Source organism: Acidovorax sp. NPDC077693, assembly GCF_044542805.1.
GTDB lineage: Bacteria > Pseudomonadota > Gammaproteobacteria > Burkholderiales > Burkholderiaceae_C > Acidovorax.
On the sequence record NZ_JBITVD010000002.1, the window covers coordinates 43,843 to 63,133 of the forward strand.

At 61.2% G+C, this 19,291-nt stretch carries 21 protein-coding genes, 3 pseudogenes and 1 other annotated feature; of the genes and pseudogenes, 10 read left to right on the forward strand and 14 right to left on the reverse strand.

Features of this window, described 5'->3' with window-relative positions:
* Window positions 1–6 precede the first annotated feature (6 nt).
* On the forward strand, window positions 7–1,101 hold the full coding sequence (locus ACIGHN_RS02320) for a hypothetical protein (RefSeq protein WP_396503114.1): 1,095 nt from the start codon (window positions 7–9) through the stop codon (window positions 1,099–1,101).
* Between the two features lie 69 nt (window positions 1,102–1,170).
* Here ACIGHN_RS02320 and ACIGHN_RS02325 read toward each other — a convergent pair.
* The 3 genes and pseudogenes from ACIGHN_RS02325 to ACIGHN_RS02335 form a co-directional block, all read right to left on the reverse strand.
* Window positions 1,171–1,325 (reverse strand): annotated as a pseudogene (locus ACIGHN_RS02325) (IS3 family transposase); the annotation flags it as partial.
* A 74-nt stretch (window positions 1,326–1,399) separates the two neighbouring features.
* Complete coding sequence (locus tag ACIGHN_RS02330; protein ID WP_396503115.1) at window positions 1,400–1,738, reverse strand: hypothetical protein; 339 nt, start codon at window positions 1,736–1,738, stop codon at window positions 1,400–1,402.
* A gap of 156 nt (window positions 1,739–1,894) precedes the next feature.
* A complete protein-coding gene (locus ACIGHN_RS02335) occupies window positions 1,895–2,536 on the reverse strand; it encodes a hypothetical protein (RefSeq protein ID WP_396503116.1) in 642 nt (213 codons plus the stop codon).
* Window positions 2,537–2,868: 332 nt separating this feature from the next.
* Here ACIGHN_RS02335 and ACIGHN_RS02340 point away from each other — a divergent pair, with 332 nt between their 5' ends.
* Window positions 2,869–3,156, forward strand: coding sequence for a helix-turn-helix domain-containing protein (locus ACIGHN_RS02340; RefSeq protein WP_396503365.1), 288 nt, complete (start codon window positions 2,869–2,871; stop codon window positions 3,154–3,156).
* Here ACIGHN_RS02340 and ACIGHN_RS02345 read toward each other — a convergent pair.
* Both ACIGHN_RS02345 and ACIGHN_RS02350 read right to left on the reverse strand, forming a co-directional pair.
* Complete coding sequence (locus ACIGHN_RS02345; protein WP_396503117.1) at window positions 3,136–3,828, reverse strand: hypothetical protein; 693 nt, start codon at window positions 3,826–3,828, stop codon at window positions 3,136–3,138. The genes ACIGHN_RS02340 and ACIGHN_RS02345 overlap by 21 nt on opposite strands.
* A 1,021-nt stretch (window positions 3,829–4,849) precedes the next feature.
* A complete protein-coding gene (locus tag ACIGHN_RS02350; RefSeq protein ID WP_396503118.1) occupies window positions 4,850–5,230 on the reverse strand; it encodes a winged helix-turn-helix transcriptional regulator in 381 nt (126 codons plus the stop codon).
* Between the two features lie 93 nt (window positions 5,231–5,323).
* Between ACIGHN_RS02350 and ACIGHN_RS02355 the strand changes: the two genes are divergently transcribed.
* The 4 genes from ACIGHN_RS02355 (at window position 5,324) to ACIGHN_RS02370 (ending at window position 8,232) form a co-directional block, all read left to right on the forward strand.
* Window positions 5,324–5,746 carry a DoxX family protein gene (locus ACIGHN_RS02355; protein ID WP_396503119.1) on the forward strand — a complete coding sequence of 141 codons (423 nt, stop codon included), beginning with the start codon at window positions 5,324–5,326 and terminating at the stop codon, window positions 5,744–5,746.
* Between the two features lie 11 nt (window positions 5,747–5,757).
* Window positions 5,758–6,648, forward strand: a complete 891-nt coding sequence (locus ACIGHN_RS02360) for a haloalkane dehalogenase (RefSeq protein WP_396503120.1) — start codon at window positions 5,758–5,760, stop codon at window positions 6,646–6,648.
* Between the two features lie 295 nt (window positions 6,649–6,943).
* Entirely contained in the window at window positions 6,944–7,225 is a 282-nt protein-coding gene (locus tag ACIGHN_RS02365; RefSeq protein WP_396503121.1) for an H-NS family nucleoid-associated regulatory protein, read from the forward strand.
* Window positions 7,226–7,275: 50 nt separating this feature from the next.
* Window positions 7,276–8,232 (forward strand): hypothetical protein, encoded by a 957-nt coding sequence (locus tag ACIGHN_RS02370; RefSeq protein WP_396503122.1) that lies wholly within the window; start codon window positions 7,276–7,278, stop codon window positions 8,230–8,232.
* Between the two features lie 13 nt (window positions 8,233–8,245).
* On the opposite strand, the gene ACIGHN_RS02375 is transcribed toward ACIGHN_RS02370, so the two are convergent.
* The 6 genes and pseudogenes from ACIGHN_RS02375 to ACIGHN_RS02400 all read right to left on the reverse strand — a co-directional run.
* Window positions 8,246–8,941 (reverse strand): hypothetical protein, encoded by a 696-nt coding sequence (locus ACIGHN_RS02375; protein ID WP_396503123.1) that lies wholly within the window; start codon window positions 8,939–8,941, stop codon window positions 8,246–8,248.
* Window positions 8,928–9,890, reverse strand: a complete 963-nt coding sequence (locus ACIGHN_RS02380; protein ID WP_396503124.1) for a phage capsid protein — start codon at window positions 9,888–9,890, stop codon at window positions 8,928–8,930. Before ACIGHN_RS02380 ends, ACIGHN_RS02375 begins: the two co-directional genes overlap by 14 nt.
* Window positions 9,891–9,994: 104 nt before the next feature.
* Window positions 9,995–11,008, reverse strand: coding sequence for a YqaJ viral recombinase family protein (locus ACIGHN_RS02385; RefSeq protein ID WP_396503125.1), 1,014 nt, complete (start codon window positions 11,006–11,008; stop codon window positions 9,995–9,997).
* A gap of 143 nt (window positions 11,009–11,151) precedes the next feature.
* Window positions 11,152–12,150 (reverse strand): DUF932 domain-containing protein, encoded by a 999-nt coding sequence (locus ACIGHN_RS02390; protein ID WP_396503126.1) that lies wholly within the window; start codon window positions 12,148–12,150, stop codon window positions 11,152–11,154.
* Window positions 12,151–12,820: 670 nt separating this feature from the next.
* Window positions 12,821–12,988, reverse strand: coding sequence for a hypothetical protein (locus ACIGHN_RS02395; RefSeq protein WP_396503127.1), 168 nt, complete (start codon window positions 12,986–12,988; stop codon window positions 12,821–12,823).
* Window positions 12,989–13,130: 142 nt separating this feature from the next.
* Window positions 13,131–13,804 (reverse strand): annotated as a pseudogene (locus ACIGHN_RS02400) (IS3 family transposase); the annotation flags it as partial.
* Window positions 13,461–13,577: a sequence feature (AL1L pseudoknot), on the reverse strand. Its footprint overlaps the pseudogene before it by 117 nt.
* A 95-nt stretch (window positions 13,805–13,899) precedes the next feature.
* Between ACIGHN_RS02400 and ACIGHN_RS02405 the strand changes: the two are divergent.
* A pseudogene (locus ACIGHN_RS02405) lies at window positions 13,900–14,259 on the forward strand (IS3 family transposase); the annotation flags it as partial.
* A 420-nt stretch (window positions 14,260–14,679) separates the two neighbouring features.
* On the opposite strand, the gene ACIGHN_RS02410 reads toward ACIGHN_RS02405, so the two are convergent.
* Window positions 14,680–15,591, reverse strand: a complete 912-nt coding sequence (locus tag ACIGHN_RS02410) for a LysR family transcriptional regulator (RefSeq protein ID WP_396503128.1) — start codon at window positions 15,589–15,591, stop codon at window positions 14,680–14,682.
* 99 nt (window positions 15,592–15,690) lie between these two features.
* Here ACIGHN_RS02410 and ACIGHN_RS02415 point away from each other — a divergent pair, with 99 nt between their 5' ends.
* Entirely contained in the window at window positions 15,691–16,560 is an 870-nt protein-coding gene (locus tag ACIGHN_RS02415; protein WP_396503129.1) for an SDR family oxidoreductase, read from the forward strand.
* Between the two features lie 60 nt (window positions 16,561–16,620).
* Window positions 16,621–17,109, forward strand: coding sequence for an AtaL-like protein (locus ACIGHN_RS02420; RefSeq protein ID WP_396503130.1), 489 nt, complete (start codon window positions 16,621–16,623; stop codon window positions 17,107–17,109).
* Window positions 17,110–17,302: 193 nt separating this feature from the next.
* On the opposite strand, the gene ACIGHN_RS02425 is transcribed toward ACIGHN_RS02420, so the two are convergent.
* Complete coding sequence (locus tag ACIGHN_RS02425) at window positions 17,303–17,503, reverse strand: hypothetical protein (protein ID WP_396503131.1); 201 nt, start codon at window positions 17,501–17,503, stop codon at window positions 17,303–17,305.
* Between the two features lie 195 nt (window positions 17,504–17,698).
* Window positions 17,699–18,406, reverse strand: a complete 708-nt coding sequence (locus tag ACIGHN_RS02430; RefSeq protein ID WP_396503132.1) for a hypothetical protein — start codon at window positions 18,404–18,406, stop codon at window positions 17,699–17,701.
* A gap of 325 nt (window positions 18,407–18,731) precedes the next feature.
* Here ACIGHN_RS02430 and ACIGHN_RS02435 point away from each other — a divergent pair, with 325 nt between their 5' ends.
* Window positions 18,732–19,214: a VOC family protein gene (locus ACIGHN_RS02435; protein WP_396503133.1), complete on the forward strand. Its 483-nt coding sequence runs from the start codon at window positions 18,732–18,734 to the stop codon at window positions 19,212–19,214.
* Window positions 19,215–19,291 lie beyond the last annotated feature (77 nt).

Consider the following 19,291-nt stretch of genomic DNA (forward strand, 5'->3'; position numbering starts at 1 on the left):
CCAAATATGCATTTTTGTCAACCAGAGCTTATTCGCTGCGCCGTACGAGAGCGTACTGTCGCACTGCATCCCCGCCAGGGCGTTGTGTTTCCAGTTCAAACGCCAGAGTGGAATCTGGTCAATTTTCTGATGGCGGCGCGCGAGTTGACGGCCAGCGTAACTCGATCAGAGGCCGAGCTCTTCCGAGTCACGTCACGCTCTGGTCAGGCAGTCCTGCGTCCTACTGATTTGGGCAAGCGCTTTTTGGACACGGTCACCGAAGCTGTCCATGCCCGCACCCTGCTGTGTCCTAGTCATAAGGTGGATCCATTGGTGGCGCTTCTGTTTGATGAGTGTGATCGTCGCGGTGTCGGAGTGACTTGGGCAGGAGGTGGACCTCGTAGTCCGGAGATGTTGGTATCGGCTGCAGACACTTTGAATGGCTGCGTGAACGCCATTCGCAGAAAGGCGCAGCGCCTGGACTTCAAGGCGAAGGCGAAACGATGGCGAGAGTCGGCGAATGGCCGCTTCAATGATTTGACGGCCTATTTTGAAGCGCTTGCAGATGCACATCCCGCATCTCGGGTGTTGCGCATCGACTTTGGCTACTCGCCTTCCCAGGTGGGCCTGATTCCGTTCGATCAAGCGGCTGATGATTTTGTTGCCGCGCAGTGGCGTGCGCTTATGTCTCATCTCGACAAGAAAATGGGGCAATGCGTAGTGGGCCATGCGTGGTCGCGAGACTATGGCGTGACACGAGGCCCAGTCTTCCATCTCGTGCTTGTCATTGATGGGCCACGCGAGCATGAGCTTGATGCCTTGGCACGTGGATTGATGCTGGAGTGGCAAGCTCGGATTACTTTAGGGCAGGGCGTCAGCTTCAACTGCTTGACCGCAACTGGCAGCCCCTTCTCGATCCGAGGTGGCTTGGCTATCTTGGAGTTTTATCCGGTGGGGCTCGCAAACGTACTGCACAACGCGGCGATTTATCTGGGCTTGAGCGACACCGTGCTGACCTACGATGGCCCGGGAAAAACTCCACGCCATGGGCGAGGGGTGCAGCCTTATTCACGACAAGCACCAGATGGCGAGCGAAGTGCGTGGCCGTTTTTTGCGAGTTGAGACGTGCATCACTGTTGTCTCACACCCACCACCGCCAGCCTGCCACCACCGAACCAGGTCGGTGGCGCAGCCGGTCTGTGAACGCAAGCAGACCTCCAGCTTGAGCAGTCGAGACTCGCGGTGCTCACCACAAGTCTTGCCCAGATGCGCATATCCAACGTGAGTGTGCGATAACCGCAGGCGCCTCCACTCTCCAACCATGCGGACTGCGGCAGGCCCATAAGCGCTGACTGTCTCGCCGCGAAGAGCTACACGTTCAGCACTTGTCGTCAGATCGGGGCCTTGGTCTCGACTGTCGCTATGCGCCCTTTTCGTGGGACTTCGGCAGCACGCGCTCCGCGATGCACTCCTTCACGGCCCGCATGATGGAAATCAGGTGCCCCGGCTCATTCTCGCGACGTACTTCAAAACACCGCCGTCCATAGTTTCCCTTCACTACGCGTACGGCATCTTCGGTCGCTTGAGGTGCGGCTCCAATTGCGGCGCACTCCAACAGACTCATGACCTGCGATTTGTCCGCATCGTCCACGGCGTGACCCGTCTCATAGCGATAGAGGATCTCGCGATAGTGAAGGCGGGCCTTGTTCATGCTGTCAAACTGTTGCTGTCCCACTTGGACGGGAATACTGGTAGGCATAAGAAGCTCCTCGAAGACAAGAAAAAAGACAAATGACAAGGAGCGGCTCACACAACTGTGAACCGTCCATACCATTTGCCCGATTTATGTGCCTGAGCTAGCAGCGGCCATTGCTTTCCAGTCTTGACCCAGATCTCGTACCCGCTCAGTAGTAGATTACCGATACTGCTCCCACATCTGACCTAAATAGACGCGGTAGGACTCCGTAAGGTCCGGAGAATCCTGAGACGCTTGCTCAAAGACAAAGACATGATTTACCGGCCAATCAATGGCCCGATCATCGAAGACCGCCTGAATCTTAGAGCCCAGATAGACAGGCGATCCGTCCTGAATTGCCCATTGCGAAATCTCCAGCACTTCACGGAAATTCGCCGCTCGACGCTTGAACAGCGCCAAACGTTGGCCATGACGCTCGTCATCCTGGGATGCGCGTTCTGCGTGAAGCTGCTTCTTTTTCTCATACGCATTTTCAGCGCGTGCAATCGCCTGCTCAAATGATTCGACCGGCACACCGCGATCTATCGCGTCCGCAAGTTGTTCTTTGGCATGGTCGATTTGTTTCTGCTCGATGCCCAGGTAGTAAGCGTTGCTCTCCGCCTGGCGTGCCGGCTGCCCGTTTTCCTCTTCAATGGCCTCGGCGCTTCGCTCCTGCATGTATTTGCCCCCTGGACTGTAGGTGCATTGGTACTCCACCACCTTGCGATCCCGCGTGTCCGTGAAACTCTTCCACTCTGTGCTGGAACATGCCTTGCGCTTGTCCAGTAGTTGCCCGACCGTGAAATCCGGCCATCCCTTCATCCGGGAATCTTTGACGCGCGAGACGTCGCTCCCCAGGCACCCCGACAACAAGGCCGCACAGGCCCCAAATACAACCGATGAATAACGCATACGCATACAACTGACCCTCCGATTGATGAATGTGAAAACCAACGAAAAAACTTCAAAACACTCCAGCGAAAACCGCCTGTAGCCACTAAGCAGGCAATCCCCAATGGGAAAAAATCTCTTCAAAAAACTTCATACGAAAAGCAAACTCCGTAGATGCAAATAGACCAAAATTGCATCCTCGTGGGGTGTCAGCCAAACCCTCCGGACCTACCCGCCTGCCTGCTAGCGACAACCTGCGCGATGTGCTCGGATACCAGATCCGTCTGCTGCGGGTAGAGAAGGGCTGGTCACAAGAACGCCTGGCCCATGAGAGCGGTTTTGACCGCACCTATGTGTCCGGGGTAGAGCGATCCGCCTGGAACGTCGCGCTGGAAAACATCGGTCGGTTTGCCCAGGCACTGGGCGTTGAACCCTGGACCCTGCTGCAGCCACCCCCCGATTCCAAGCCCACGCCTCGAAGGCGTCTGGCGAGCACCGTCCGCGAAGAACCCAGTCGCGCAAAAGCGCGATCACCGAAGAGCTCCGCCTGAAATCTCAGGGGTCACCAGCTTCCCGTCGCGCGTGAGCTGACCGTCGCTGAATACAAAATCGACTCTGGCGCGTGAGGCTTTGTGCCGCTCCCGATCCGAGCCAAACGGGCCAATGAAATCGACCATGCGCACCACGACACGTGGCTTGCCCTGGGCGCTGTTGTCCATGAATGGATACACCAGATCTGAACAGGTAGCGAACTCCGGGTAGATATCGGCACCGCGCGAAGTGATCTCTACGAAGCGGTACAGCGCAGGGCAGGCCACACCACCGGTGTTTTGCACCAATAGCAACTCACCGGCTCCCCAGGAGGAGAAGTGGCGCCCCACAGAAAAAATCCCCCTCTCTGCAGGCAACAGCGGCTTTTCCCGCCACAGCAAAGCCAGGTTCTCCCGGTCTGCAGCGACCATTCCATAGCGGGTCCTGGCTTCAGCCGGATAGTCATCGATGGCCGACCCCACCCGTGGCCCTTCTGCCGCCACGATCTCCTTCCATCCTGCCGGCTGATCCGCAAACCCCAACCATTGCGCAGCGGGCCCATCGAACTCGCTAAAACGAACCGTCTCGAGCGCGCAAGGTATGCCCACGACGCAATCCATGAGAATGCGGCGCCCTACGGCGGAGTCATTGCGGAACACATGCCCCACCAGGTCACCGGAATCTGCGCTCACGCGCAAAATGGCGGAGTAGGGCCCTTGGCTCTCCAGGATGCCAGTGAACTCCAAAGCACCAGATGGCTGTCCCGCCAAGACGAGGGAACCAAGGAAAGGTCCCGCCAAGACTACGGATGCCCAGCAGGAGAGCGCGCGGACGCGTCTCGATGGAAGTGACAACACGGCCTACCCCTCAAAAATGCTGAAATTGCGTGAATGATATGTGATGCAAACTCATCATATGAACGCACGAGAGAGCCCTACGTTGACGCTTAACGACAAGCAACAACCATCCGCGGCCCCCGGGCAAGGGCGATGAATGTCGCCATGTCGCTGTTTCCGTGGTCGACCCCTCGAACGTATCGTGCTTCCGCGCGAGAGGTGCCGTCCCTGCCTGGGCTGAGCGGGCGTCAATGCGGCGCTTGTGTGATCGACGTTGTGTGAGACAGCCAGGTTGCTGGAAGGCAACCTGGCTCGTATGCCGTCTGGGTTGCTAACATTCGAAAATCGTTGCTTCCCTTATGCAAATTCCTTCCTGAGCCATGCAGGCGAACTCGCTCACTTCTCCCAATTGCTGCGGCGTGTGTGGCGCGACCAGCTACCGCCGGGTGGTGGCGCGTGACGACTCGGGAGCCATGAAGTACACCGATAAGTTCCAATGCTCAGGTTGTGGGCGGGCGTTTTGGGATCTGCAAACTTGGCGGTTGGGCGGCGGCTCAGTTCAGGGAAACGACGAGGGGCAAACCAGTTTTTGATTTAGGCAAGTCCGCTATGCAGCGATTGCCGACCTTGACGGTCAGTTTCCTATGTACAGCTTTGTCGCTGAAAGCCGTCCTTGCAAGACGCCGATGCGTTGAGCTTCCGATCCGTCCGGCTCAACAGTGAGCGGTGCAACCGCCACAGATCGATGACATGCATACCTGGACGCGCCAGGTTCAAAGAGTCGTGTGTCTATCAATGATGACTAAAGCCCATACGTGCCGACAGGGACTGATTCCTGCGCCGACGCGGGACTATGCAAACACGACACCGCACCCCCTCAACTCTTTGGTTTGCGACCGCTTGAAACTGGTCGAACCGCTGGTGTGCTGCCACCGTGTTCAGCCCACCATTCGGTGAGGGCTTGCATCGTGGGGCCAAGCGCCCTCGCTTTTGACGTGATCTCGTATTCGACGCGCGGCGGTACCTCCGCAAACACGGTCCGAGATACCAATCCATCAGCTTCCAGCTCGCGTAACTGAGCAGTCAGCATGTGCTGCGTGATGCCGGGTATCGCTTTGCGCAACTCGCCAAAGCGGTAGATCCGCTGGTTGAGCAACCACATGATTTCCAGCTTCCATTTGCCTGAAAGGAGGGCAAATGCACGCCGCATTTCCTCGTGCATGTTGACCCCAGTGTTTTCATTAGTCTGCTTTTTCATACTAACCACCATTTTTTCATCCTACTTGTCAACATTCATCTTAAACGACATCCTTACTGCATGTTGAACTCAATTGCCGACTAGCAAAACACCATGGCCACTGTCTACCTGTACTGGATCAGCACCGCACTGCTGTCTCTGCTCTACTTCGCTTCAGCCGCGATGTACATCGCCAAGGGCGACTTTGTCCGCAAGGCGCAGTCTGAGTTGGGCTATTCAGCCCCGCTCCTCGTGCCTTTCATGATTGCCGTCAAGCTGCTCGGGCCTATCGCAGTGCTGTGGCACTTCAACGTGGCGCTCAGCGATCTGGCCTACGTTGGCATCTTCTATCACTTGGTCTTGTCTGGCCTCGCGCACTTGGGCGTCCGCAAGCCCAAGGGCGCCATTCCAGCGACGGTGGGACTCGTCTGGTTGCTCGCTTCTTTCGCCACACAAAACGCCGCCCGCGAACTGCAATCGCCTTACGCACCCACATTTGCGCCTGCGCCGACAGCAATCCCAGCACCCCTCAATTAACGGAGAAACGAATGAGCCAATTTCACGCCAAGTTCACCGAGCAACCGTTTGCAGCGAAGAAGTACCTCGAAATTCACGGACACAAGATGGCCTATATCGATGAGGGTGAAGGTGCACCCATCATCTTCCAGCATGGCAACCCGACGTCTTCCTACCTATGGCGCAACGTCATGCGCAACCTCAAGGGACATGGACGGCTGATCGCCGCTGATTTCATGGGAATGGGAGATTCAGAGAAGCTCGACCCAGCACTTGGCACGTCCCGATACAGCTTCAACGAGCAGCGCAAGTATCTGCATGGCCTGTTGGACGCACTGGACCTAGGAGATGAGGTGATCCTTGTGTTGCATGACACCGGTTCGATGGTCGGCTTTGACTGGGCCAACCAGCACCGCAGCCGCGTTCAGGGTATCGCTTACATGGAATCCATCGTTGCCCCGCTGCTCGTGTCGGACTTTCCTGAGTATGTGCAGGCGCAGCTCAAACACATGACACCTGAAGGACTGGAGGCAAGCCTTCAGGGCGCTGACTTTCTCGAAAGCTTTTTGCTCAGTGCGCGTGACTTCACCGATGTGGAGAAGGCCCACTATCGCGTCCCGTTCCTCAATCCCGGCGAGGACCGCAGGCCTCAAATTTCGTTCGACTTGCCAATTGAAGGCCAGCCCGCGCACACCGTGAAGATCGTTGAGGACTATTCGCGCTGGCTTGGCCAAAGCGATGTCCCCAAGCTGCTCATCCGAGCCGAGCCTGGCTATCTGCTGACCAATCGCCTGCACGACATCGCGAAGACCTGGCCCAACCAGACCGAGGTAATGGTCAAGGGTGGCCACTACATCCAGGAGACCACTCCCGATGAAGTGGGGACGGCAATTGCCGATTTCGTTCGTCGTGTGCGCGGCTAGACCGTACTTCGCTTCGCCGTGACATCACGGTGAGCGGAGCGCTTGCCGGATACCCGCGCCGATGGTGTCAGTTCCTGATATGAGTGACCAGTGCTGGCTTGACGATCAATGACAGCTCCCGTTACGAGCTGTCGGTTGATAACGGTGGGGTGTGCGGCTGCTTTCAGCCTGAAGACGACGGTTGCAATGTGGCAAATGGTTGAGTGGACCCCAGCGGAACTGGATTGGGGGCATAGCTAACGCATGGTTTAGCCCGTGATAAAACGCGTAAGTCCCGATTTATAGTCGCCCTCATATGACAACCTACGCTGAACTCCTCGCCCAGAAAAAACTTCTCGACGAAAAAATCGCCAACGCCAAAAAAGCGGAGTCCGCGCAGGCCCTGCAGATCGTCCCCCAACTCATTGAGGAGTTCGGCTTCACGGCTCAGCAGGTGTTCCCGTGGAATGCGAAGGCCGCCAAGAAGAAGGTCGCCGCAAAGTACCGGGATTCAGATACGGGTGCTACCTGGACCGGCCGTGGCAAGTCACCCCAGTGGATTGCCGGCAAGGACCGCGAGCCGTTCGTTATCGGCTAGTCGGCCCCTGCGTGCAGGTTGACTCACTCCCCTGATGACCAGGCTGCGCCATGACCCTTGACCAACTGCCGCCAGAAAAGCCAGGGCCAGAGATCCAACGTGATGTTCAGCGTCATCTGGGGCGCTGCATGCTGCGCCTGCAGCAGTACGAAAACGCCTTAAAAACCCTCCTGGCTCACCATGAGGCCGCCGGCACCTTGGAGGAAGTAAAAGCCCAACCTGCAATCCGCGCAGAGAAGCTTTCCGGCCAGACCCTCGGAAACCTGGCCAACCTCATGTTCGAGTCGTTTGTGGTGCCGGAAGGCTTCGAGCGCGAACTGCTGCCTGAAGACAAGGTTGTCCCCGACAAGATTCTGTTCTCGCACAGCTCTCGGATGACCCTTGCGCCTGAGCAATGGCTCAAAACGAAGGTCGCCGTGCAGCAGTTGGTAACTCTGCGCAATGAGCTGGTGCACGGCTTTTTGCAGCGTTTCAATCTGGGGGATGAGCAAGGGTGTGAGGATGCTCTCGTCTATCTGCAGGAGGCGTTTCAGCGCATCGAGACCCACTATCAAGAGTTGCGAATGTGGACGATGGGCATCGTAGAAGCACGCGCGCTCGCCGCCTCATTCATGCAAACGGATGTTTGGCAAGACTGGGTGGTCAATGGCATCAGTCCTGACGGCAGTTTCGAGTGGTGCAACACGGGCATCGTGCGGGCCCTGCGCGAGGAGGTAAGTGCCCTCGCTGGAAAAGCGTGGATTGCGTTCGATGTGGTCAAGGCGCGGATGCTGGAGCGACATCCCGAACAGACGCCACAAAAGTACCGCTGCAACAGTTGGCCACAGGTACTTGCCGAATCCAGCGAGTTCGATCTCGAATACCGCCGCAACGCAGACACGGGGCCCAGACAAGCCTGGGTGCGCTTGCGCCCCGAAAGCCCCCCAGGCCGAGGCTCCAAGGAACGCAAGCGACCGGGGCGCGGGGCATTGACTTTGCCGGAAGAGCAACCAACAGAGCCGGGTTGAGCCAGGACGATCTTCACTGAGACGCAGTAGGGTACAGAGCTACCACCGCGAGCATCACACCGCACTCCAGTTCCCCATCCAGAGTGAAGGCCGTCCACACAGCGCTAGACATAGCCGCCTCGCGTGTGCGCGGATGATCTTTGTGCTCACCGGGCACAAGATGCAGGTTGTGCCCACATCCCCACACTGGCGACACCGTGGCATCCAGCACCAGCAACGCCGACGCTGAAACCTGGCCGCCTGCCTGAACGCCTTGTGCATGCCAAGACCCTTCCACGCCCACCACCAGCATCCAGTGTGAAGGTGGATCCGGCGCGTGGACATTGCCGTACTTCCTTCTTGGCTGAGGCTGCCACTGCAACAGCACCATACCCCCGGCATCCACCGAACCTGCGCACAGCGACAGCAAGTCCGCAGGTTCCAGTTCTCCGACGAAGTACGCTGCCGCCTCTGGCAGCCACCGCTTGGCTTGGCCCAGCATCCCCGTCGCAGTCACCACCGGCGGCACACCCACACGCCGCCCCGACAACAAGGCCACCGCTTGCGCCAATGCAGTGGACCCCGTCCTGTGCGGCAGCGCCGTCGCACGCATCAACACCCCAGGCAACGGCTTCGAGTGCGAGAGCGCACCGGCGCTGCGGTAGCTGGGCACGGTCAACATGTCCAACCCGAGCACGTAGCGCCGCACGATCCCTTCACGCCCCGGCATGGGCGCCTCCTGGATCCGCCGTCGCCAGCAGCTTGCGCGCCAACTTGGTCCTCAGCGTCTGGGGTGCAGCTACGTCCGCACGCTCTGAAGAAGACCCCGAAGATTCATGCCCCTCTCGGTCCGCAAAGAACTCCTCCATAACTCCGGCACTGGCAACCTCCTCGGAGGACTCGTCAAACTCACCAAGGGCCAGCCCTTGCCGCGCTGCTAAATCCAGCGCAGCCTGATCCAGCCCCAGTGCGGAGTGCTGCTCCCGCTCCTGTCGCGCCAACGCCACCACCTGCGCCAGGCTGTGACCCGAGCGCAGCGTCAGATCCACGTAGTAGATCGGCGTGCGGTGCGACAGCGTCGTAGACTTGCCCCGCAGACGAAGCTCCAAGGGCAGGGCGGCCAGCAGCCCGCCGGAGGCTGCAAACAGATACCGTAGGCGAGCTGACAAGGTGCGAATGCTGTTGAACCCCGTGGTTCTAAAAACAAAGCTGCCCAGTTCATCGCCGGCGGTTCCAGCATCCGTGTGCCCTTCCGCATCCACCCGCACATGCAACCGCCCATACGGCTTGCAGTGCCCATCCTGGGCCAGTGCACACACCGACGGCGAAGGGCAGGGCAGACTCTGTATCCCGGACAGGGTCACGCGTTTGCAGCTCTCCCCATCTCCCACACACAGCGGCCTGCCCGTGGCCCGGTCAAACATCGTGTAGTTGGCCCTGAGACTCAGGTCTGGGTCGTCAAACAGCAGCCGCACTGGAATGCTGCGCAGCTTGGCCTGTGGATCCTTGCGCAACTGCGCATCCATCGGGTGAGCCACCCAACCTTTCTGGTTCTGTACCTGGCTGGTGAGCGTGAACTCATCATCCTTCTCGGGCAACCTGCGCCCGTTCTTCTCCACCACCCGCCCAATCGCAATGCGCCCGATCACGGGCGGCGTCAACGCCAAACCTTTGAGCATGTGAATCTCCTTGTTGAATGTGAATGCCCCCCAAAACAAAACGGGCCTCACCGTCACCGATGAAGCCCGCCCGTGGGATGCGTTGAATGAAAAATGACCCCGCCTCAGGTCTGCACCAGAAACCGCCGACTCCCTGGCTTAGGTACCGTGTAGGTCCTCACGATCTCCGGCTGCTCCCTGGCCAGCCGATCCGTATCCAGCGTGCTGCCGTCCTTGGAGCGCTTGAAACTCACCTCGCCACCATCGAACACCGCCCGGGAGGCATCCCCCATGCGCTGCTGAATAGACTGCTTGAGCTGGGCTTCCAAGGCGGTCTGGGTTGTCAGCACCTCCCGCACCGCCAGCAAGTCCGAGAACACCGCCCCCATCACCAGGTCCTGGCGCAGGTCCATAGTGGTTCCGGAATCCCGGGGGTACAGCGCCCGCAAAGCCCGATCCGCAGACTCCGACCCATCCGCCGGCGGTTGCTGATCCCGCTCCACATAGCCCCAGAACTCGCGCTCCAGACGCACGAGCTGAGCGATCAGCTCCTCATCCCGCTCGATCCGAAAAACCTGCAGCTCCTGCCCGCCCAGCAGCACCGCCACATCAGCCACCTGCTTGCCCGTCACCGCCAACTGGTGCTGAACTTGCAACTGCACATACTCAGGCACCCCATCGCGCCAGAGCCAGGCACCCTGAATGCCAGCGGTCTTGCACTCCAGCAACTGAACGTCCGAAGCCCCCATGACCTCCCGGTCGATGTTGGCCCGCATCCAGGGATGGTCGGGGTGCTGCAGCACCGCATTGATGCGGCGCACTCGGTTGCCCGTGCGCCGGGTGTAGTGCGCCGCCACGATGGGCTCCAGAAGGGAGCCCCAGTACATCGGACTCTGATCGTCCGCGCCCCCATCGCCCGGTGGGGCCACAGGAGCACGTCCAGTCTTCTCCACCCACAACTCCAACTGTGACTGGTAGGGGTTGAGGCCCACGGCCGCAGCGGCATCCGAACTGCCAATGCCCCCCAGGCGTACCTGCAACCACTGATCGCGGGGCAAGTTCTGGGTCTTGACCAGTCGAAGGGCAGGGCGGGGTTTGGTGGAAGAAACCCCCACCGGTGAAACAACAGGATGAACCATGCTGACTCCTTGAAAGTAAAAACGACAACAACGGTCACCACGTCACACCCTCAAAGCAAAAGACCCCGGTCCGTTAAAGGAGCCGGGGTCTGTGCCGTGAGGGGGATGAAGGAACGGATGAACCGCGATAACGACTGACACAGTCACGACGCCAAATGCAGCGCTTGCTCGAGCGCCCGGTGCTTGAGCGTGGCCCCCTGAACAAACCAGGCACTGTCCAGGCGGTATTCCTGGCTGCGCGCCCGGCGCTCGTGGTCTACGAACTCGGTCACGGCGCAAAGCAGGCCCCAGGCCGTGCCCTTGGCAGCAGCCAACTCCGCACCCCGGCCCTGGCCTTCGTACATGGCCTGCACCTTCTTGAGGGCGCGCTCATTGGTCAGGCCTGCAGATACATCCGCATGCCCATCCGTCTGGCACAGCACCTTCAGGAAGTAGTTCATCGACTCATGGCTCTTGACCTTGCGCTCGGAGAGGGTCTTCATGCGGTACATGAAACCGTCCCATTGCGAGACGGTAATCCCCAACTGCTTCTTGACCGCCTGCGCATCAAAGCTGGTGCTGTGAGGCACCTTTATCGCGCTGGACGTTCCGGACAGGGCGATGGACAAGGTGTTGTTGCAGACCACGCGCACGTTGGTCGGGGTGGCTGTCGTCGCCAGCGTCCCGTCGCAGGACGTGGCCAAGAGCAGATAGCCATTAACCACGTCGTTGCCTTTGAGGGCCGAGGACTTGCCGGTGCGGGCCAGGGCCCAGAACTTGCGCCCAGCCTTCAGAACTCCGGCAGTCTCCAGCTCATAACCGGAGACTTCGGTGAGGTCCCGGTAGAACTCCAGGACCTGTTTGGGTTGCACAACTTGGTAACGGGAACTCACTACCGACAGGGGGGCCTTGGTATCGCTGCGGTACAACACCTTCTGGTCTGCGAACTCCATGGGTTCGCCATAAAGCTCGGAGACGGAGGAGCCGCTGGTGCCAGCGCCAGATTCTGTGGCCATGTAGCGCACGGGGGTCTCGCGGATGGTCCAGTCCATGCCCGCTTCGCGGGCCCAGACATCGATGGGTTGCTTGGCGGGCAACTGCTGGCCCAGGTTGTGCCAGGGGGTTTCGCCGACATAGGCCATGGTTTGAACGAGATGTGCCATTGAGAAATTCCTTATTTGAAAAAGCAACGCGCACAGCTGCGCCACCGCGAAGGCAGTGGACAGTTGTGCGCTTGGGATGAAAAAGAGAACCGAAAGAAAGACTGCGTACCCAGATGCATCCGCAGTCCGCCGTGGGAAGCTAGGAGTCTTCGACGCTGAAACTTCGGCCGCACTGCAAGCAGCGGTGGTTGTGCAGGATCTTGGCGTCGATGGCTTCTCCCAGGGCTGCACCTATGGCACAGCCCGCAGCTGCTCCCACCATGGCGCCAAGGACTGCCCCTGCAATCGCCCCTACCGTGGTGCCTGCAGGGCCTGCGGGTGTGCCCAGAACAGCACCCAATTCCGCGCCAAGTTGTGCACCTCCGGCAGTGCGGGCTGTCGCAGTGGCAGCGCCTGCAAGGGTGCCGACTGCACTCCCAATTCGGCGACCCAGGTGGCTTGTAGTGGTGCGGGATGAGCTGCAGTGAAGACAGCACACGCCGATTGCAGTGTGATGCGATCTCATCGGATAGCGACCTGGCTGGGGCACAGAGCTTGGCTTCACCCCAAACGGCGTCGATTGCGGTGGCTCGCTGTCTGAATAGTCATCGAGATCTGCGTCGTCATCGGGATCACCCGGGTAGGCGTGTCCATGGAGATCGCCATCCAGAAATGTTCCGCTTTGCATGCATCACTCCTCCTGTGTGGAGGGGGTGGAGGGCGCAGTGCGGATGCGGCGGCCTTCGCTGGCCAATGCGGCATCGATATAGCTGATGAGGACCAGCGTGAAAAGGATGCCAGCCAAATAGGCGACGGCGCAGGCTGCGAGGTTCTCCAAGGGGGAGGGGGTTTCTGTCATTGAGTTGCTCCTTGAATGCTTGGGTGATGTCTGGGCCCTGATAGAGGGACAGAGCTCAGACGGCAAAAGCCTGTGCAAGCGGGTGGCTTGCACAGGCTCTAGGAGGTGATATAGCGCTGAGATTTTTTAGGATCGAATAGGGTACCCACAGTTGGTTGGGCCTCTCTGCCCGGAACTGCCGGTTTACCCGGTCCAGCGAGCACACAGCCTTGGCGTCATCGATGGTGGTGCGTACGACTTTGCCACACATCACTCCGCGCAGTCCCATGCTGCGCATCAGCCGCTCGACAGTACAGCGAGCTACGGTCACGCCTTCGCGCGCCAGTTGCCGCCACACCTTGTCGGCGCCGTATACCTGCATGTTTGCCTGCCAGACGCGTTGAATCTGTGGCATCAGCAACTCGTCGCGTTTGGCGCGGGCGCAGCGCCTGTGGGGCTGGCGCAGCAGCGCGGCATGACGTCGATACGCCGACGTGGCAACCTACAGAACCTTGCAGAGTGGCTTGACCCCGAAAGCATTGCGATGCTGATCGATGAAAGTCTTCAAGACTTCAGGCGGCGGTCGAGCTCCGCCTGGGCGAAAAACGCGCTGGCCAGCTTCAATATCTCATTGGCCCGCCGCAGCTCCTTGACCTCGCGCTCCAGTTCCTTGACCCGCTGAGCCTCGCTGGTCGTGACGCCTTCACGCACGCCAGCGTCGACCTCCGCGCGCTTGACCCATTCGTTCAAGGTCTGCGGCACGCAGCCAATCTTGGGGGCGATGGATTCGATGGCTGCCCACAGCGACGGGTACTCCCCGCGCTGCTCCTGCACCATCCTCACTGCGCGCTCACGCACCTCCGGCGAGAACTTGTTTGACTTCTACATGGCTCAATCCTCTCAGAGTGTTGAGCCTCCTCAAAACCCAGGGCGATTCACTGCTGATGGCGCTATGGCGCCGCCAGCCGCGTGCACCTGTCATGGTTCATTCCGATCAAGGCTGTCAGTTCACCGGCCACGAGTGGCAGACCTTCCTGCGCGAGCACAACCTGGTCAGCAGCATGAGCCGGCGTGGCAACTGCCACGACAACGCTGTGGCTGAGAGCTTCTTCCAACTGCTCAAGCGCGAACGCATCCGCAGGCGGGTCTATGCAACCCGTGATGACGCGAGAGCGGACGTCTTCAACTACATCGAAATGTTCTACAACTCACAGCGCCGTCATTCATCGGCGGCAGGACTATCCCCTGTAGAGTTCGAACAGCGACATTCCCAACGGCTCAAAAGTGTCTAGATAAGCCGGGGCGATTCATGCTGACCTCACGCCAGTGCAGCCGCTGCAGCTCAAGCGCGCGGAGGACGCTGCGGCGGCCTGAGCCTCGCGATGATGACAGCCAGGCTCGCACTGGGCGCTGAAATGCAAAAGGCCCCCGCAGTGATGTCGGGGCCTTTTACCGTGGTTGCCATCGGCCAGAATCGGGCCCACGTCGATGCAGATGAAGATGGCTTGCCGCGGTTGACGTTGCATACATCGGACGGTAGCCGCTTGGTGTTCAAACGGCGTCCTGGAAAAGTCAACTGAACCGAGATCACCGTACGGACACTCAAGAAACGGCAGCCTGGCTTTCCCCGCATTGCCAAACACTCGCGTTGTAGCGCATCGCGGCCACGCCATGCGCAGCGACGCTCCAGCCAGTTCGCCGCTGCACGAGGGTCAAGCGACGTAAGCCGCCAACTCTTGCGGCGTCCCCTCTGGAAAGGCCTCCTTGAGCAGATCCAGAAACGCCGACACACGGGGGCTGAGCAGGCGGCGCGAGGGGTAGAGCGCCCACAGCGCTATCTCGGACCCTGGAACATCCCCCCACTTCACCAAGGTTCCGGCTGCCAGGTCGTGCAGCACCAGTGACAGGGGCAGCCGCGCAGCGCCCACCTGCGCACGCACCGCGTCGCGCACCATGAACAGCGAGGAGAGATGCAGCACGGGTTGCACCGCCAGGCGCTGCGGCGCACCTTTCGCGTTGGTGAGGTTCCAGATGGCGGCAGGAACGGCGCTGGCGTCCGCACCCGCGCTTCCCCGCACCACCGCCGCAGTGGTCGCGCCAGCGCGCGGCTTGCGGAGCTGGGGGCTTGCAACGACCACGATCCGGTCGCGCAGGAAGATGCGGCCGACCAGGCGTTCGTCCGGGTCGGGGTCGACGCGGATCACGAGGTCGTAGCCCTCCTCCACCATGTCCACGGCCCGGTCTTCGGTCGTGACCTCCAGCCGCACCTCCGGGTGCTTCAAGGCGAAGCGGGCTGCCAGCTTGCCCATGGCAGCCTGCGAGAACAGCAGCGGGGCACTGACCCGCAACCGGCCTCGGGGCGCATCGCCACCGGAGGCGATGGCGGCGGTGGTTTCGTCCAGCTCGGCCAGCAGCACCGAGGTTTTCTCGAACAGCGCCCGCCCCTCTTCGGTGAGCTTGAGCACCCGCGGCCCGCGCTCGAAAAGCCGCAGGTTCAGACCGCTCTCCAGGTCCGCCACCCGGCGCGAGAGGGTGGCCTTCGGGCGGCCCGATGCGCGGGCAGCCCGCCCGAAGCCTCCGTGCCGGGCCACCAGCGTGAAGTCCGCCAGAGCAAGCAAGTCCATGTGTTCCACCAGTGAGACGCAAAGTCCAAATATAGCGTCTATCGCACATGGAATGAAACGATGAAGATTCGGGCTTCTTCAACGCAACGGAGCTATTTCATGACCATTCTCATCACCGGCGCCACGGGCAACGTAGGCCGCCAAGTCGTTCAGCAACTGGTGAACCGGGGCGCCGATGTGCGCGCGCTGGTGCGCAAGCCGGCCCAGGCGAACCTCCCGGCGGGCGTGCACACCGTGCAGGGCGATCTGCTCGACATCGACGCCCTGCGCCGCGCCTTCGACGGTGTCTCCACGCTGTTCCTGCTCAATGCGGTGGTGCCCGACGAGTTCACGCAAGCGCTGGTGGCGCTGAACCTTGCACGCGAAGCGGGCATCGAGCGCGTGGTCTACCTGTCGGTGATCCACAGCGACCGCTACCTGAACGTTCCGCACTTCGCGGGCAAGTTCGGCGTGGAGCGCATGCTGGAGCAGATGGGATTCGGCGCCACCATCCTGCGGCCGGCCTATTTCATGGACAACGACCACAGCATCAAGGATGTCGTGCGCAACCATGGCATCTACCCCATGCCCATCGGGAACAAGGGCCTGGCCATGGTGGATGTGCGGGACATTGCCGAGGTCGCTGCCATCGAACTGCTGCGCCGCGAGCAGGCCAGCGGGCAGCTGCCGCTGGCACGCATCAACCTGGTGGGCCCCGACACGCTCACCGGCGAAGCGGTGGCCGGCATCTGGTCGTCGGTACTGGGCCGCCCCGTTGCCTACGGCGGCGACGACACCGCCGGCTTCGAGGCCAACTTGCGCCACGCCATGCCGCACTGGATGGCGTATGACATGCGTCTCATGAGCGAGCGCTTTCTGACCGACGGGATGGTGCCGGAGGCTGGCGACGTGCAGCGCCTGGTGCAGTTGCTCGGGCGCCCGCTGCATGCGTACCGTGACTTTGCGCACGCCGTCGCCACGGCGGCCTGAGTGCTGCACGCACAACGTTCACCCCCACCCCAGGCCCAATCTGCCCCAGAGGACACCACCATGATCTACTCCACCGCCACCGTCCCCGTGAACCCTGCCGGCCAAGTCCCGCTCACCCGCGCCCAGGCGTGGGCGGGTCTGGTGCTCAAGGCCCGCGATGCAAGGCTGTTTCTGCCGCCGAACCTGTGCACCCACTGCGAGGTGGTGCAAGAGAGCGATACCCACTTCGTGCGCGAGGCCACCATCGCCGGCCAGGCACTGCGCGAGATCATCACCTTGGAGCTGCACAGCAAGGTGACGTTCTTCCAGGCCACCGGCCCGCGCGAAGGCGCCATCGTCAACGAGCTGTTCGAGGACGACCAAGGGAACCTGCAACTGCGCTTTTACGGCTATCTGGGCCTGCGGGGCAAGGCGCCCGGTGGGCCCGAGGAGCAGGCAGAGCAGGCCTGGATGGACGGCGACAAGGGCTATCGGAGCGCGCTGCTGTCGACGCTGCAGCGCACCCGCGAACTGCTGGCGCAAGGACAGCTGACAGGCGCTGCCGCATGAACCACGCCACGCCGACCACCAGCCACACGCGCATCCGACTGCGGGCACTGGGGCGGCAGGCGGTGCCTGCGCAAGATGCGGCAAGAGCCCGTTTGAAGATCGCTCGCAGCGGCCCGGGCTTTCCCCATCAGGCCATCGAAGCGCAGGCCTCACTGCCGCACGGTGATGCCGTCGGCATCACCCTCCACCCTCGTCACATCCGGGGTGGCTGGCCCACGGGATCGCCGTTTTCATCCTCTTGCTCTCCCTCATACGGATCCGAAGCAGACAACTGCGGCAACTGCGGCTGTGGCGGCACCGTGAGCGGCTCCGTGCTGGGCGGCAGGTCGCCGGGCGGCAAGGGAAACGTATCGGGGACTTTGTGGATGGGGTGTTCTGCGGGGTCGGTGGCCATGGCGTTCTCCTGGGGCAAAAATTGAATTGGGCCCGGTGGCGCACGCGCTCGGCGTAGGAGGCGGGCCCAGAACGGGGTGCGCTGCGAGAGGTTCACCCAACCCTTGCATGCGCGGCCAAGGCGCAAAAAAAGGCCCGGCAGGGGTGCCGAGGCCTTCGCGATGCACAGCGCTAACAAGACTGCGCTGCAGCACGGTCACTTGGTCTGGTCCTTGTTCTTCGCGCTGGCGGTCTGCTGGTTCTGGTCGGTGCTCTTGGTGCGGTTGCTGCGCCAGGTGCTGAAGTCGTCCGAAAATTTCTGGTAGCGCTCGCCGCGGAAGGTTTCATAGTCCTTGTCCAGGCTGCGGATCTGCTCGTTGCGCCATTGCAGGTAGTCCGGATCGTGGCCTTGCTGGCTTTGGTGGCGCCCGGCACTGAAGCGGTCTGAATCTCCGTAGAACCCGCCCCCGAAGCGGTCCTGCTGGCTGCCACCCCCATAGCCTTCGGAGAACTGCTCACGCCCGCCATAGCTGCCGCCCGGCTGGCGTGCACCGCCCCAGTCGTAGGCTTGTTGTTGCTGGTCACCTTGCGGGTAGCGGTTTTGCTGAACCTGCTGGCCACCCCGGGGGCCGAAGCTGCCGCCGCCGTAACGACCGCCCGGCCCGTTGTGGCCGTAGCCGCCGTATTGCGACTCATCGCTGCGGCCGCCCTGGTACTGGGACTGCGGGGCGCCAAAGTCCCTGTCGGAGCCGTACCGGCCGCCGTCGCTCTGCGCCTGGTATTGCCTGTCGTGCTGGCCGTCGTGGCTGCCATAGCCGCTGCCGCTGCGGTATTCCTGCTGCTGATGCTGCTGATGCCGACCGCCGTCGCTGTCGTACTCGCGTGCGTGGTTGCGGTTGCGTTCTTCGTCGTCACGGTATGCCATTGCAATCTCCTCGTTTCAATGAAAAGCGCATGGGCCTATTCCTCATGCGAAAACCCATGTTGAAAAAACACAGGGCCCATTTCTGTAGGTCATTCCTTACGCGTCTGTAGTGCTGTGGCTGCGATACAGATGTGCACATTCACGCCATAAACGTTGCACACCCGCGGCACGGCGCACGGGCCTGCGAGCCACGGTGAACCGGCCATGACCGACGCACGGGGCCACTCCCGTCGCGTGTGACAAACCTTTGGACACTGCGCCGGACATGACTACGATGACGGCCACCCGGATGCACGGCGGATCCACCTTTTCCAGGAGCCAACCCATGATCAGCAAGAACACGATTTGCCTGTGGTACGAGCGCGATGCCTTGAGCGCCGCCAACTTCTACGCGGCCACCTTTCCCGACAGTTCCGTCGGCGCGGTGATGCTGGCGCCGGGCGACTACCCGGATGGACAGCAGGGCGATGTGCTGACCGTGGAGTTCACCGTGGCGGGCATTCCCTGCGTGGGGCTCAACGGTGGCCCGCACTTCAAGCACAACGAGTCCTTCTCCTTCCAGATCGCCACCGACGACCAGGCCGAGACCGACCGGCTGTGGAACGCGGTGGTGGGCAACGGCGGCCAGGAGAGCGCATGCGGCTGGTGCAAGGACCGCTGGGGCGTGTCGTGGCAGATCACCCCGCGCGTGCTGACCACCGCCATGGCCGACCCCGACCGCGCAGCGGCCAAGCGGGTGTTCGAGGCGATGATGACCATGCGCAAGATCGACATCGCCACCATCGAAAAGGCATGGCGGGCCAAGTAGCCGCCGCAGATGGACCGAACCACGGGTCTGCCATCGCGGGCACGAACCCGCAACCACCGGGTTCTGTTTCGCCATGG